We start from the raw sequence: 15,906 nt of genomic DNA on the forward strand, positions 1-15,906 counted from the left end.
GAGAGGTTTAAGCCAGATTCCTCGTCCGCCTGGGGCGGACTCGGAATGACAAGAGGGAAGAGGCGCGCGGCGTGGACCCATACGTCACAAACCCTGCATGAGCCGACTTGCCGAAACGCGGCCCCGGTAGCGCCGCAGTCGATGACTGCGGCGTGGTGCTTGCGCCCTGACAGGGCGCTCGTTGGGTGGGGCGGGTACCTGGGGTTTCAATTCGCGTCGGTGACGCGAATCTCACCCCAGGCTGGAGTATTTCGCGCTTGCAGCGCTCTGGAGAGTCGAGTCGAATCGTCGGTGTGTTATCGGTGGTTGAGAGTCTTTTGGGTGCGGCTATGCCGCGCCAGGGACATCAGGCGCTTAACGAACGTATCCTCTTGTGCTAAGCATCAGGAGTCGGTACAATAGGGTTCAATGATCGTGTAGTCGGCGGTCACTGCAGGCTTGGTTTGGTGTTCAAGTCTTGTCTTCGGTGGGGCCGCGCACAGCGGGAGAAGGCGTCAAATGGGTGACTTCGATCTGGCCTCGCTCATCTATCTACTCCAATCGCTTCAGCCAATTTTCGGCGGAATAGGGTCCATCTTTGGCGCTCTGTTCCAGTTCCTCTTCTTGGGGTTCGACCTGGGAACGTTTTTCCTCGGCTTCATCTAGCCCGCAATTTGCACCGGCGCGATTGTGCGCCGACGCAAATTGCTCACATGCAAGACCGTGAGGTTGTGCCACGAGGATTTGTCGCGAACACACTCTGTGTTCGGAGCACCGCTTTGTATCTCGTCGCAAGTCTCGCAAACACATTGGTTACGATAGAGGCGCGAGTGTGTTTGTGAGAAATCCGGGCTAGGCACGCAGGTAGGCGAACACCGAAAGCCGAGACTCTCCGCTCGTCACGACAAGTGGGCGAAACCTACGATTGGACATCGCTGGCTTGTAGAGTAGATGCGTTGTTCGTGCTGCCTGATGAAGTTTCAGGTTCTCCGGCGGGGACGGGCCGCCACAGAGCCACGGCGGCGGCCAGGAGCAAGACCACGCTTTCAATTCCGTAGAATGTCTTCAGGGCAGTGGCAATTCCGCTTGTAAATCCGTAGCTGTGCAAACCGACTCCGAGCAGGTTCACACCGAACCAGGAAAAGGCCACGATCATCCCGCAGCAAATGGCGCCTATCGCGATACCACCGTCGCGAATATAACCTGCAATTCGTGCATGCAGCACTATCAAGAGCCACAGCACGATCATGAGGGCGCCGTTTTCCTTGGGGTCCCATCCCCAGAACCGCCCCCAACTGTTGTTCGCCCAAATGCCTCCCAACACCGTGCCCACCGTGGCAAACAGCAACCCGAAACACATCACGCCGTAGGTCATGCGCGTGAGCGCGTGGTAGTAGCCAGGGTCATTCCGCTTTAGGCCCAGTGCGGCGGAGAGCACATAAACATGCGCCACCGCCGACGCAAGCAGACCAGCCGCGTATCCCATAGTCACAGTCGTCACGTGTGTCGAGAGCCAGAAGTTCGTATCGAGCACGGCAATCATACTTGGCATGGTGTCGCCGCGCTCCACGACCTCGTACTTGTTGGCCAGGAACACGCCGAGCACACCCAGGATCGACGCCAGCGACAAAGCAACTCGACGCCGGTCCGCATATTCCATGAACAAGGCGACAATTACCGCCGTGGCCGTGATGAAAAGAATGGTCTCGTACAAGGTGGTCACGGGCGGCCGTGAACGGATAATGCAGCGAAGAACGACACCGCAGACCAACAAACAGGTCGGAATCAAGACGGCAACAACGTTAAGCAGCCCCAACGTCTTGTTTTTCGGGGCCATCCAGGATATCGCCACCAATACAAAGGAGAACACGTAGAAATATAGGCTGTACCAGAAGAAGTCTGCCTTTTGGTAGATCAATTCCAGCGGGATGGTCCTGTATTCGCCCCGTCCAGTCGCCAAGGAGACGGTCGCGCGGTGCAACTCTCCAGCAGCCGCCGCAAACTCGGGACTATCCGGTTTCGAAACGGACAGCGTCTCGAGTGCCGCTACCGTCGCAATTTGGGTGTCATCAATCTTATCTTGCGAAAACGCGGACTCGGCAAGTGTGGCGGGGGAGAACCAGCTCTGCCCCTTGCCGCCTGCCGCCGGAGGAATGATAGCAAGCACATCAGCATGCGAGAGTATCGCATCGATTGCGGAGAGGAATCCCCGTAGGTCTTGCGACGCCGTTCCGCCTGTTGTGCTGGCCTGCATGAGCGCCTGCTGCAATGCCGGAGCTTGCGCCAGGATCTCGCTCAATCGCACCTCGGCCTTCCCTCCAAAGATCTCTTTGATGGCATCGGAATTTGGAATGGACACCGGGTGCTGAGCGAAATGCATGAATCCCGTCAGCGCTTCGAAATCCGCCACATTGTGCGCCAGATTGAGTATTTGAGTCTGCGCCGTCGCACGATCCTTGTCGGGAATGGCAGCGTACTGATTGGCCAATTGGAACAGAGTCATTCGAGCTGGGGCCAAGTCGTTGTACGAAAAACGGTCCCGATCCTTCTCCGAATTCAGACTCAACATGGCCATCACATCTGGATTCTCGACGAGGAAAGACTTGTACTGTTTTGCGTCTTCCGGGAAGAAGAGACAATCTAGAAACCACTCCATGGGGGAAAGCGACGCACCGCTTGTGTCCTTTATCGAACGGCGCCCGTTGAACTGGAGCAACTCGACACTCGCATACGTTTCGAGCGGCTTGATACGGCCTCCGTCTTGAATCCCCAGCGATGCGAATTCGCGCTGCACGGCCTTCGGCCAGCGCGTCTCAGACAGAGCGCTGTCCGCTGCGAGTACTGTCATCACGCAAAGCGCGAGGTATGCGACAGCACGCCTGTACATTCCGATCATGTGCGGCTCTCCCGTTGTTGCTGCAAGTAAGCCAGCAACCTCAGACCAAAATGGAAGAGCAAACCAATGGTGATGATGACACACGCATAAAGCGGCCATTGGTCTGCGGGGTTTTTCACCACGGCAAGCGATGAAAACAGCGGTTCGCCAGGCCTCGCGTCTTGTGGCCCCCACGAAGCCTGAAACAGCGTGTATCCGCGATAACGCAGGGGCTTGTTCATCGCGATGTGGAACTTCTGCACCGTGGAACCTTCAGTCACGGTTACGTCGCTGCTGAATGCCTTCGGCATATTGGTTCCCGGATACAGTTCACGCTCGAACTTGTCCAGCTTGACCATAAACGGCAATTTCCACCGGCGCTTTTGCAGCGTGAACGTCCACGTCTTGTCGCCAACCTTCGCTTGAAATGGATTGCGCGCCATCCCCCACAGAATTCCCTGCTGCTCGGCGCCGCTTGCCGTATCGCGAAGGGTCACGTACACACCTGCAACATTTCTTTCCTGTTCCGGATCGCGCTCCAACGCCTTGAGAGCCATGCCATTTACCACGCGGCCGGAACCCTGCTCCTGGGTAAGCATGGAATTGGGCGTGAAATCCGAAATCGTCAGCGTGAAGGGCAGATCAGCAGACTTGAATGTGCTGGATTGCCCCGGAGCCAGGTGGGAGAAACTCGTGCCGGGGATCACCCGCGCATTGGTCTCGCCGACTTGGGCAATCATGATTTCCCAATCGCCGTAGCTCTGGAACTCATCGGAGGACTCGCCCTCGTAGAAGGTCAAATGGCCGTCCACGGAACTCTTGAACGTTACAAGGCCGCCCGCCAATAGGACGAGTATCCCAAGATGGGAAATCCAGACCCCCGCATGAGACCACGCCCGCGGCAATCGAATGAGTGCCCCGCACGTGAGATTCACCGCAAGGACAATCAAGAGCAGGTACACACCCGGAAGCGGGAGGATGATGGGGGTATCCCCGAATTGATGCAACAGAAAGATCGAATTGAAGTACTTCTGCTGCGTCACGTACAGGCCATGCTCCACCTGCTCCAGCGTTCCCAAAAAGGTGAGCACGAGCAGGAGAAACAGAGTCGCTATCGTGATCCAGTACGACCCCGCTATTCGCAGGGGTGCTCGCAATAGTGAAGACATCGCTGACACCTACGGTATCTTCAGCGATTCGCAGAACGCCACAAACCGGTCGCGTTCTGCCTTGACTTCAGCTTCCGGTCCGGTAAGCTTAACGAACACAGTCCTCTCATCCGCGGGCGAAACAACGGCATACATCAAATAATTCTCTCGCTTAGAGCCGTCCATTCCGGTATACGCCCCCTGGACTTCAAGGAACGGCGACGGCTGCCCCAGCACAGTCACTTTGGGCAATGCCTCGACACCGGCGGCATCGAGCGGCTCTTGTCCCATCTGTCGGCGCAGCAGGTTGATGTTCTCTTCTGCGCCACCCGCAGCCTTCGAGACCGACGTTATGTAGCACTCCGTTTGTCCGCTCTCGCCGATTGTAAAGGTAACAACGCGCATGGCCTTCTCAGGGGCCGGTTTCCAGGTATCCGGCGCCGTCCACGTCAATACTGCCGGTGCCGGCATCGCACCGGATGGGGAGGAAGCGTCAATGGGCGGATGACCAGTGGGCAATTGAGAATCACCCGGAGTTGGCATCGCACCCACTTCGGGGTGGCCCGCAGGAAGCTGCGAGTCCCCGGCAGGCACCTCAGCGCTCACATCAGGGTGTCCGGCGGGCATTGTGGAGTTTTCGTCTACGGTGAACATGCCCAGACTGGGGTGTCCCTCCGGAAGCGCCGAACCGGCCGCAGCGGATTCGGATCGCTTAAGGGATTGACAAAACGCATTGAAGTGCTCACGCTCGGCGTCTACGGTAGCCTTCGGACCTACCATCTTAATGAACACGGCATTGCCGCCGTCGTCGAAGATTGCGCCCAATAGCGCGTAGTCACTCTTGTTCTCAGAGCCTCCCATACCGACATAGGTACCATCAAACGACGCGATTATGGCTTCCTTTTCCAGTATGGTCTTCTTCTCAAGCGCGGCGAACTCCTCCGCCGTGTAATCAGCCTGCGACATCTGCTTGCGCCACCGGTTTACATTCGCCTCCGGACCACCACCCATGCCGGGGAGAACGGTCAGGTAGCACTCGGTGTCGGCCCCAATCTTGAAATTGGCTATCCGTGTTGACGTGGGAGGGATCTTCTCCCAACCTTCGGGAACATCCCACGTGTAGGCGGTAGCCGCGCCTTCCGGCGCGCCCAGCCCCGCCTGCATGCCGGCTGGCATGCCCGCTGGCTGACCAGACGGCATCCCTGAAGCGGATGGTGGGGCCACGGTGCGAGATTCAGTAATGTCTTGAGTAGAGCCGGAGTCGCTGCAGGAACTCACCATCACTCCCACGAGCGCCAGGGTTCCAATCGCGCGCAGCATCTTGGCTAGCCGATACATTTGCTTGAACATGATTGAGACTTCCCACTTATGTCGTGGGCGGAGAACGTCGGTGGTCCGACTTCTACGCCCGTTGCCTACCAGCCTTGTCTGTTCCCATGCAGCATGGGGAGTGTGAGTATCTCATAAAACACAGCCTGCGGTCACGCGAGATGTCCGCAGGCTGCATGAAGGTTATCGAAGCGGCACGAGAGCCGCAAGGTCACTATTTCTTCTTCGTGGGATTCGGATGGGAGATCTTCTCTTTGGCCTGTTCGAAATCGAAACCGGTCTTCGTTCCATCCTTCTTCGTATACTTGTCTTCTTTCCAGGTCGGCGACTCGGAATTATGGCACTTCGTGCAGGTGCTCTCATCGATCTTCGCGACAAACTGCTTCGGATCGACCGACTCATCCTTCTTGAACATCTTCTTCTTGCCTGCATCCATGTGCTGCGAACCAGGACCATGACAAGTTTCACACTGAACGCCATCGGCGGGGACGATCTTCGCCGGGGGCGCAGCCGCGGCTGCGTCGTAACCGGTCACGTGGCACTTCAGGCATTCGGGCGATTCAGAAGCAGGCTTCGCAAGCCCTTTGTCCTTCGCGATTTTTTCCGCTTCCGGGGACTTCAGCGTTTCGAACGCCTTTGCGTGCTTTTCCGCTTTCCACTTGTTCCACTGTTCGCCTTCTGCGGCCTTGTTGTGGCAGACCTTGCACTGGCCCTGTCCGACATATTCGTCGGCTGCCTGCACCGGGCTGCTCATCAATACGCCAAATACGGCACTGCACATACCAAGAACTGTCAGGATCGCTATCCTGCGCATACTCAACCCTCCAATGTTGATTACTACATATAACCTTTTAGTGACAGATTTCACAACGCACCGAACTATTGCTCGGATGCGGAGCCCTCATTGGCGACCCGCCCGGGTGGCACTTCCGGCAGTTCGGCGGATAGAGCAATGCCCGATGCGGCGACGGTATCGCGGACTTGTGATCGACCGATTCATGACACACCGTGCACCCCGTCTTGGTCGGCGGGTAATGGCACGACGTGCAGTGATTGTTGATCGGACCTCCCCAACTCGCCTTGTGCGACTCGGGTTTGGTGTTTTGATGACACTTCGTGCACGTGCTCTCTTCGTGACACACCGCGCACGAGTTCCGGTTCCAGCCCGCTTCAATACCGTGCGTCTTCTTCCGCCACGCCAGCGTGTGATTGTCTGGCGCAGTAGTGGTGTGGCACGTATCGCAATAGGACTGCTCCGTGTGACACAACGCGCAATACTTCGGATCGACCTTAGACTCGCTGCCATGCACGCGTTTCCACGTCTCGGGATTGTCGTGCGGAATTCTCATTCCCGACCGGAACATAGGTTTCGTCTTCTGGTTGATCTCATTGTGACACACCGAACACTCATTCAACTTTCGATCCGTCTTACCATGGCACTCCATGCAGACGGGCTTCTGGGGACCCGCAGGCAGCGCACCCTTGTCCGGATCGGCGTGGCACGTTTTACAGTCTTGTATCTTCGCCACGTGCGGGTCATGAGAGAACTTCAGGTCGCCTTTCAAGGGCTTCACAAACTCTTTGATGTCGTATTCCTCGTTGGTATGGCACACGCCGCACGCTTCTTTGCTCGGCTGGTCCACGTTGATCTCGTGACACGTCGAGCAAATGTCGTGTGTCGGGAACGTGAAGTGTCCTTCCTGCGCTTCGTGGCAGGTCGAACAATCCAGTCCTTGCTCCGCATGGAACGCGTGATTCACTCGCACGCCTCTATCCACCTTCGTGGCCTTGGGATTCGTGAGCGTCACACACGCTCCCACGAATACACTGACCCCGAGGGCTACAGCGACCCACTTCAACCGAGGACGTTGCGTCATCCGAATATTCTCCCTATGCATGCTCAAAACCGAAGCGCATAGCCTGCTTGAACCCGCCACAAAGGCGAGTCCGCAGTATCGTCGTCTTCAAAGGTCAAACCAAGATTGACTTCCTGGTTCTTGCGAAACGCCCACTTACCCTCCAACGACAATGAGAATACGTCCTCATTGGTATTGACTGGTTTTACGTCTTTCAAATTCACTAAGAAATTGTTATCGACGTAAAACGTGGAGCTACTGCCCGGGAATAGCGAGGAAAACACCCGCCTGGCCTCATTTTGCCAGTTCGGGAAGAAGTCATAAGCCGAGTACTGTCCCTCATACCGCAGGTACTCCGCCGCAAACGTCAGGGTCAGAGTATCCCACTTCTTCTCGAACTCGGCCCCGACCGACCAGGAAGAATCGCGAGTCTCGACGTCCCACACCTCGGCGGTAAAACTGGTGTCGATTCCCCACACCAGTTGAGCCACCGTGAGCGTTGCAGATGCGCGTGTGTAATCGAGATTGGTTCTATAGGCGTAGTCATAATCCTTCGACCAGCGCGTCAGGAACGTCGTGGGGAAGTTGGAATCCACATTGTGTATCTGACCTTCCACCGACAGCGTGATGCGCTTCGTGATGGGCTTGTACAGCGCCAAGAGGAAGTCATCATACTCTTCCTGAGGCCCGAGGATTCGGTAGTAGCTCGTTAGGTCGTTCGCCCGGTCCTCGATCTCGTCAAAGAGTCTTCGGTAAGTGGCCTCGACCGTCACGTCCCACGCGGGAACGTACCCCGTCACCCGCATGGTGATTTCATCGCCAGCGCCGTTATTGAGGTCGAGACGGCTGAACAAGCGCCAATTCGTTGTGATTTGTTGCCACAGGCTCAACGAAAGCACGCCGTCTTCGAAAGAGTCGTAGTCATCGCGCGGATAGTCGCGATACAGGTAATAACTCAATCGCGGAATTCGCCATTCACGCGAGTGGTTTCTGTCCTCGTTCACCCAATACCCGTCGATTGCGACACGCGTCTTGGGTGTCATCTGAAACGCAACGCCCCCGCCAAACACAGGGTCGTTGAAGTCTTCCTCATGAAGCGATGCGCGCATACCGCCAAACACGTACCAATCCACTCCGCGCTCCGTCTGCTTCTTGAAATAGACACCGTCGATTCGATTGAACGCCGCTCCCTCCAGAATTCGCTGCCGTCCAACGCGAAGGGTGGACTCGCCCCACAGATCGTCGATCTCCAGATACAGGTGGAGTGGCCTTCCCTGGATGTCGGAGTCATAATTGTCATTCAACGAACGAAGCGAATCGCTTTCCGAATCGAAATCCTCCCAAACCCAGAACATACTGCGAACACGCATCTTGTCGTTGTTCGGGAAATCCACGTTTAGCTCAAGCGTCTGGTCCATGTTGAGATCGCGGTCGTCATCGGACCATGCCCCGTCAAACTCGGTTTGAAAGCTACCGTGCAACCAGGAGCTATCCTTTGCCGGGGCGTCCGCCGGCGTCTCTTCGGATGGAGCGGCAGCAGGCGTCTCCGCCGGAGCTGCCGGCGTTTCTGCGGCAGGCGCCGCGGCTTCCGGAGCTTTCTCCTGCCCCAACGCAGGTGAATTCCAGAGAGCGATCGCACCCAGTAGACTCGCGATTACGATACGTTGGCCAAGGCATGTTGCGCCGCCCCACCATTTCAAGCGCATCGAATTCTCCTTCCGCACCGCTCGAACTCCCGCCTTGTATCCAAGTCGTTCAGACTAACTGCATTTACCGCCTAGCTGGTGAACCAAAAATCATATATAGCTTGAAGCGCATTCATCTGTGCCGGATCGTCCACATCGAAAACGGGCGTGTTTGGCGTCGTTCCATCATGACAACCAATCGTCCCCGCGCACGAATTCGGGGGAACCGGCGTTACTCCATTATTCGCCGCGTCCGCGGAGTAGGAGGGAGGTAACGTCGCAAATGTGTGGTCGTGCGGCCCATCGTCTTGGTCGGTACGACCCTTTGGAGGCATATGGCAGAGCGTGCAACGGCTTTCGCCCGTGCCCGAAGGATCGACGGGGTGGAACGTGTGCTGCTCCACGGCGGCATTCGACGTGAACCCATCTGCCACGTGACAGGAAATACACAGAAGATTGTTCTTGAATGGCCCCTTTGTTTCCAACGGGGAGTGAACATCATGGCAGTCATAGCAGGCAACCCTGCGGGATGTGTAGTGAACGCTCTGCACGTATTCCGTTACTTGGCTTTCGTGACACCCAGCGCATGCGCTGAATGAAGCCTCAAGCGGACCATTCGCGGGATTAATCAGGTCTCCGCCCAATCCCCCGCTCTGAACGTGGGCAGCAGCCCCCGGATGGCACGTGATACATTCAATATTCTTGTGTGCGCTGAAGAGGAAGGAACTCATGTTCTGAGCTGTGCGCCCATTGTGACATGCAAGGCAGGTCGTTGCGCTTCCGACTGTACCTGTATTGGTAGGGCACCCCGCTCCAAAAAGGCCCAATCCCAACGTCAAAAGCGCACAGATAGCCCATCCAAACCGCGTACGTATTGATGCTTGAGGCATTTTTAAAGCCCTTGCCGCTGAGATCACCCCGTCTGCAACACCAAAATTACCAGAAATGTCCCCAAATGTCTACTGATTAATGCAATTGACATCGAGTACTGCGAACGCCACGCGTTTTGCCTTGTCCGTGACATGATACAGCTAAGCCATAGGACATCATGCCGTTAAGCAATTTAGATGCCGGATTGACGCTGTCCACTCTGGCTTGCCTCAATTACCGGGAATGCCGCGCGCACTCGTGCGTTTGATCTTTGATATTTCTTTGAAAATAAAGGCCTATCCCGTTCTTTTCCCGAAGTACTACTATGGACATCGACGGATTTCGGCCCTTGCTTCCTGACTGCAAAATAGACCTGGAGTCGAAGCCTAGCCTGTTCAAAGATGACACAATTGCTCAGAGCAAAGATGCGCAAACGAACACATCCTCTGATTCTGACACCTATACTCCAGACTCGCGCACAACATATCAACACCTAGTCTTCCTGTACGTTCCCTGTTGCGTATTGGTGTACGCCGGGAGATGGCATTCAACTTGCTCCCATCCATGATGCTACTTAGTAGCGTGAAGGAACTGGAGTTTTGTCTCCAGGTGGTGACTCCCAGGCAGTAAACAAGACGTTTTGACCCGCTCGCCTCATGCCAGATCGAGTGAGGTAGCGGTCGTGTTTTGATTTCCTGTTATGATGAACGGCATCGTGAACCGTTCAAAACCAGTGTGGAAGGCTAGCTACATGGTATCCAGACTCATCTCTATTGTTGCTTCATTCTTGTGGTTTCTTGGGCGCAATACCGTCACTATTTTGGGTGCCACCGTAACCACCATTAGCGCCATCACGATCTTCGTCCTTTTTTCCCTGGAACTCTCCGGGATTCTCATGTCCCCCTATCTGGGGATCATCACCTTTGTCGTCATGCCTGCGGGGTTCATCTTTGGCCTGATTCTAATACTGTTGGGAACGCTTTGGCAGCACCGCCGGGACCAGAAACTGGGCAAAGAGGCCCGGCCTACCGGCGATGTACCCCTACCCAAGCTCGATTTCAACAGCCCCAAAACGCGCCAAGTGGCAGGGATGGTCCTCTTTCTCTCGCTGGCGAACCTGTTTATTGTGGGCGCGACCAGCTATCAAAGCGTCGTCTACATGGACTCGGCTGAGTTTTGCGGCAAAGTCTGTCACACGGTGATGGAGCCGGAGTCTGTGGCACACGCTGCATCGCCCCACGGGAGGGTGGAGTGCGTCGCATGCCATATCGGTCCCGGCGCTCCCTGGTTTGTGAAATCGAAGTTGTCGGGTGTCGGCCAGTTGTTCGCCGTTACCTTCAATACATACGAACATCCAATCCCAACGCCGGTCGAGAATCTGCGGCCCTCCCGCGACACCTGCGAACAGTGCCATTGGCCCGCCAAGTTTACCGGCGACCGACTTCGCGTCATCAAGAAATACGGCGACGACGACGCAAATTCGCCAACCTACACGGCCCTCCTGATGCACATCGGAGGCGGCTCCAACCAGAATCACGGAATTCACAGTTGGCATATCGATCCGCGGCGTGAAACCACCTACGTATCGGTGGACCGCCAGCGACAGGAAATCGCCTTGGTCCGCGTCAAAGAACCGGATGGCAGTATCTCCGAGTTCAAGATGCAGGGGACTGAGTACACGCCCGAACAATTGGCACAGGGCGAGACACGCATTATGGATTGCATCGATTGTCATAATCGGCCTACACACGTCTTCGACCTGCCCGGACCCGCGATGGACAAGGCACTCACTCAAGGTCTAATCGACGCCACCCTGCCAGGCATCAAGCGTGTCGGCGTCGAGGCACTTCAGGCAGCGAAGGGAGAAGATAAGGCGGCAGACCTTGATGGGATTTCGCAAAAACTCGAAACTCACTTCCGCGAGACTTTTGCAGATACGTACGACGCAAACGCAGACCGTGTGAAGAAGGCCATCGACGAAGTTCAGGGTATTTACAAACGTAACGTATTTCCTGCCATGGACGTGACGTGGGGGACCTATATTAACAATATCGGCCATACTGACTTCCCCGGCTGCTTCCGATGCCACGACGGTAATCACACGACCGACGACGGGCGGACCATTAGCCAAGACTGCACACTCTGCCACGGTGTCCTGGCTATGGAAGAAGAGAACCCGCAAGTCCTATCTGACCTTGGAATCCAATAGCACTTCGGAATACCGGCTGAAAACCAGCGGTTGCCGGGCTCATCCGGACAGTTCAATTGACGACATCTCAGGACACATTTGTCTGAGCACATTTGCTCACTTGAGCATTGTTTCGGAGACATTTCGGGTCGAATGGAAATGGGCCGCCTGAAAAAGCAGCAAGAAAGCCCAATAAATCATGGGTTTCTCAAAACGGACAGACGTTGTGATTCTTGGAACAGTTCATGCTTATGCTTTTTGCCCTTTGTAGCCTCTGGGTAGTATACAGGGTAGCAAGGCTTGTCAGTACGGGTGAGTCTCGGTAATTGGGTACGAAATTGGGTGATACCGAGTGGCTTGAACATTCAATCTGCCATGGGTTGAACGTTCACGCCAGAAAAGAAGGGGTTTTATCGTGAGCATTCAAATCGCAGGTATTCGAAAAACCGCACTACTCATGTCATTTTTGATGGTGCTGGGGCTCCTGGCAACAGGCTGTCCCACCACACCAGGCCCACAGGGCCCTCCCGGGCCAGAGGGCCCTCCCGGAGACCCCGGCACTCCTGGTGTACCAGGCCCCGGCCCCGTTGGCGGTCTAGCGCCCGGACTAGTGATTACCATCAATGGAGTTACAATACCCACCGACCGGCGGCCTGTGGTCAACTTCACGGCCAAGGATAGCCGCGGCAACTTTATTGCGAAGTCGGAAATCTCCGATGTTCGCTTCATTTTGGACTATCTCAATTCCCCGACCGACGGTACCACTCCACGGTACATCAGCTATACGACCTCTACCTCCGACGGAGCCCTGCAGGCAACCTATGACTCGGCTCGCTTGAATGGGTTAACCCAACTTTCGGACGGGAACTTCGAGTACCGATTCGCGAAAGTCATTCCGTCAGACTACAGCACGAATGTGACCCATCAGCTTGGTGGGCAGATAACGCGTTACTACGCGGCAGACGAACTGACCTATCCGGCAAATCCGATCTATACGTTCCGCCCGGACGGCCAGACCGTTACCGCGACCCGCGAAGTCGTCGAAACGGATACCTGTAACAAGTGCCACACGCGTCTTGGTCTCCACGGTGGCAACCGCCGAGAGATTCAACTCTGCATCCTTTGCCACAACTCTCAGAGTTTCGACGGTCAGTCCGGCAATTCGGTGGATATGCCCATCATGATTCACAAGATCCACCGTGGCGCTGAACTCCCAAGTGTAATCGGCGGGACCGATTACATAATCTACGGTTTCAACAATTCGGAGAACAATTACTCTGAAGTTGAATTCCCGCAAGACATCCGCAATTGCGCCGTCTGCCACTCGAGCGACAGCAAAGCTATCGACGACCAGTACCATCTCGAGCATCCGACCAAGGCTGGTTGCGGTTCCTGTCACGACCGTACGCATTTCGATGTCGGCACGGTTCCCACGCCCGCGGGCTACACGAACCACTCCAACGGAGAGGTTACGACCCCGGTTGCTGAAGGCTCCTGCGTTTTCTGCCACATTGCAGGCGGCACAGCGCCTACAGCGGATAAGCACACGTTGCCGACAGAATCCAGCGCCGCCCCTGGCCTGAACACCGAGATTACGCAGGTAGAGTTGATTAACAACCCGGCTCTCGACGGCAAAGTCGCTGCCGACAAGTTGGTCAAGATTCACTTCACCGTCACCGACAAGAACGGCAACGGGGTGAACTGGGATACCACGGGCACGGGCTGGTCCTGTGCAGCGACCTTGGCATCTCCGGCGCCTGAATACCAGAAGTACGCACGCAGAACGATGAAGGGCGGTGCGCTTGGCGGCATCCTCGTCAACAACGCAAATGGTACATACACGTTCGCGTTCAACAACGTGGCTGATCTGATCCCGGCGAATTCAACTGCCACGTACGCAGTGGGTATCGATGCACGCCGTACCTTCACGTACGATGGCGCCACCGTGACACAAGGCACGTCTGACGCTTCCGTGACGTACTTCACCGTGAACGGCAGCAATCCGGTCATTCGCCGCGAAGTGGTAGATGAAGCCAAGTGCAACAACTGCCACTACGAAATCAGGGCGCACGGTGAAGGCCGCAAAGGCGTCGAGTATTGTGTGATGTGCCACAATCCCAACACGACGGACGAAGCTCGCCGCGTTGGTACGCCCACGCCGCCGATGCCGCCGGAGACCGTGAACTTGAAAGACATGCTCCACAGCATCCATACGGGTGAAGAACTGGAGAATGGTCTCACTATCTACGGGTTCTTCTCGGCACCGGCCACTCAGAACCCGGTGAACTTCAGCGAAGTTGTGTTCCCAGGCCTGCGCCAAGAGTGCGAGATGTGCCACCTGCCGGATACCTACGCCGTACCGACACCGGAAGAAGCGCTCTCGACAATCATCACGCAGACTGGCAACACGGTCGCGGAAGTGCTTCCACAGACAGCCGCGTGCACGACGTGCCACGACGGCATGCTGGCAACCTTCCACGCGCTGCTTAATAGCGACCTGGATGAAGGCGTCGAAACCTGCGCTGTCTGCCACGGCGAGGACAAAGACTTCGACGTCGAGAAGATACACGCTTTGAATCCGTAACTCGCACTCACCATCGCATCACATGATGCGGTCTTGAAGCCTAACGGGCCCGGCCAAGGATGGCCGGGCCCGTTTCTTTTGTGCGCCCGCCATGCCGGACAACCATTCTTGTCTCCTCGCAGAATCTGAGGCAGAATAGCGATGGAGGGACAACACTGTGAGTCGCGGATTCTTGCGAGCCGTTGGGTCTGGCACTGCAACAATCATGATGTCGGTGTATTCTCAGACCGTTCTCGCTGCGGAAACCGACCAGTTTCTCGTATGGGATGTCGAACTGCGCGATTCGGCTCCGGCACTAAACACGTATCTCAACCAAGAGACCGAGCGTTTCCTGGCAGAAGAAAACGCCTTGCACGGGGCAGAGCACTCGGCTGCTCTAGTCACTCAAGACCTTTACCTCTACTTGTTCCGAAGCATTCTCGATTCACGTCTGCGCCATTTCGTGATGACCGCGCCGGATATCGACCGTTATCCGCCATCCACCATCAGCTATCCCGAGCACCTCGAAATGAGCATCTATAGCGCCAAATCGTTTCCATTTATTCTTCCGATGGCAAGGACCATTCGCATCGGCGATGTCTACCTGGGCATCGACAAGCTCAGCCACTTTTTCGGATTTGGCCGCCGCTACTTCAAGCGCTACGTACGCCTGCGCGAAGAGGGCTACCCCGAGGACGTTGCGATGGAGAAGACCGTGGAGTGGGGGATGTGGTACGAAAGATACCTTGTCGGCAACCTCACAGACGGAATCTACTCCTACGCCGACCTTGAAGCTAATTTCCAGGGTATGATGATGGCACGGTCTTTTTCTGAAGGGCCGACCCCTCTACTTGTACGCACGGGAGACAAATGGACCCTTGCGCGGCCCATTGACATACGAGACTTCGTCAACCCTGGGTTTGACGAGTCTTACAACTGTTCGCGCTTCATGGGGACACGGCGCAGCCAGGTCATGCACGTGCTGGAATCGGAAGTGTGCCCCAAACGTACGGCTCCGCTGGTTCAGGCGCGTTTTGAACGGTATCAGAAGTGGAAACCAAGCTTCTCGCAGCAGTTTGTCGATCGCAAACTAGGGGAACAGGGCTGGACCCCGCACACCGATGCCGTGTTCGACCTCTGGTGCGCCTCCGGCAAAGCCGAAGGCCTGCCCGAATCTCCACGGACCACCCCCTGAAGAAGCGTTACAGAGTCAGCTCAGCGGCGCGTAGAAAAGCAAAAGGCCGAGGCAGCGTCCTACGCTACCACGGCCTCGTATCCATCGTTAAAATGGTGGAGCTGATCGGAATCGAACCGACGACCTCTGCAGTGCGATTGCAGCGCTCTCCCAACTGAGCTACAGCCCCCCCGAGATGAACTTGCGAACTTTATCCGCGAAATAAGAGTGTAACAAAC

At 56.1% G+C, this 15,906-nt stretch carries 11 protein-coding genes and 1 tRNA gene; 4 read left to right on the forward strand and 8 right to left on the reverse strand.

Annotated elements, in window-relative coordinates:
- Positions 1–498 precede the first annotated feature (498 nt).
- Positions 499–645: a hypothetical protein gene (locus K1Y02_19040; protein ID MBX7258467.1), complete on the forward strand. Its 147-nt coding sequence runs from the start codon at positions 499–501 to the stop codon at positions 643–645.
- Positions 646–898: 253 nt separating this feature from the next.
- Here the strand turns inward: K1Y02_19040 and ccsA are convergent, their stop codons facing one another.
- The 7 genes from ccsA to K1Y02_19075 form a co-directional block, all read right to left on the reverse strand.
- Entirely contained in the window at positions 899–2,875 is a 1,977-nt protein-coding gene (ccsA, locus tag K1Y02_19045) for a cytochrome c biogenesis protein CcsA (protein ID MBX7258468.1), read from the reverse strand.
- A complete protein-coding gene (locus tag K1Y02_19050; protein MBX7258469.1) occupies positions 2,872–4,023 on the reverse strand; it encodes a cytochrome c biogenesis protein ResB in 1,152 nt (383 codons plus the stop codon). Before K1Y02_19050 ends, ccsA begins: the two co-directional genes overlap by 4 nt.
- A gap of 9 nt (positions 4,024–4,032) precedes the next feature.
- Positions 4,033–5,352 (reverse strand): hypothetical protein, encoded by a 1,320-nt coding sequence (locus tag K1Y02_19055; protein ID MBX7258470.1) that lies wholly within the window; start codon positions 5,350–5,352, stop codon positions 4,033–4,035.
- Between the two features lie 193 nt (positions 5,353–5,545).
- Positions 5,546–6,145, reverse strand: a complete 600-nt coding sequence (locus K1Y02_19060) for a cytochrome c family protein (protein MBX7258471.1) — start codon at positions 6,143–6,145, stop codon at positions 5,546–5,548.
- Between the two features lie 37 nt (positions 6,146–6,182).
- Positions 6,183–7,208 (reverse strand): cytochrome c family protein, encoded by a 1,026-nt coding sequence (locus K1Y02_19065; protein MBX7258472.1) that lies wholly within the window; start codon positions 7,206–7,208, stop codon positions 6,183–6,185.
- A 23-nt stretch (positions 7,209–7,231) separates the two neighbouring features.
- Positions 7,232–8,893, reverse strand: coding sequence for a hypothetical protein (locus K1Y02_19070; protein ID MBX7258473.1), 1,662 nt, complete (start codon positions 8,891–8,893; stop codon positions 7,232–7,234).
- A 71-nt stretch (positions 8,894–8,964) separates the two neighbouring features.
- Positions 8,965–9,603, reverse strand: coding sequence for a hypothetical protein (locus tag K1Y02_19075; GenBank protein ID MBX7258474.1), 639 nt, complete (start codon positions 9,601–9,603; stop codon positions 8,965–8,967).
- Positions 9,604–10,493: 890 nt separating this feature from the next.
- On the opposite strand from K1Y02_19075, the gene K1Y02_19080 reads away from it, so the two are divergent.
- The 3 genes from K1Y02_19080 (at position 10,494) to K1Y02_19090 (ending at position 15,688) form a co-directional block, all read left to right on the forward strand.
- Positions 10,494–11,951, forward strand: coding sequence for a cytochrome C (locus K1Y02_19080; protein ID MBX7258475.1), 1,458 nt, complete (start codon positions 10,494–10,496; stop codon positions 11,949–11,951).
- Positions 11,952–12,345: 394 nt separating this feature from the next.
- Positions 12,346–14,514, forward strand: a complete 2,169-nt coding sequence (locus K1Y02_19085; GenBank protein MBX7258476.1) for an OmcA/MtrC family decaheme c-type cytochrome — start codon at positions 12,346–12,348, stop codon at positions 14,512–14,514.
- Positions 14,515–14,671: 157 nt separating this feature from the next.
- Positions 14,672–15,688, forward strand: a complete 1,017-nt coding sequence (locus tag K1Y02_19090; GenBank protein ID MBX7258477.1) for a hypothetical protein — start codon at positions 14,672–14,674, stop codon at positions 15,686–15,688.
- Between the two features lie 93 nt (positions 15,689–15,781).
- Here K1Y02_19090 and K1Y02_19095 read toward each other — a convergent pair.
- Positions 15,782–15,857, reverse strand: a tRNA-Ala gene (locus K1Y02_19095).
- Between the last annotated feature and the right edge of the window lie 49 nt (positions 15,858–15,906).

Source organism: Candidatus Hydrogenedentota bacterium, from assembly GCA_019695095.1.
In the GTDB taxonomy this organism is placed as follows: Bacteria; Hydrogenedentota; Hydrogenedentia; order Hydrogenedentales; family SLHB01; genus JAIBAQ01.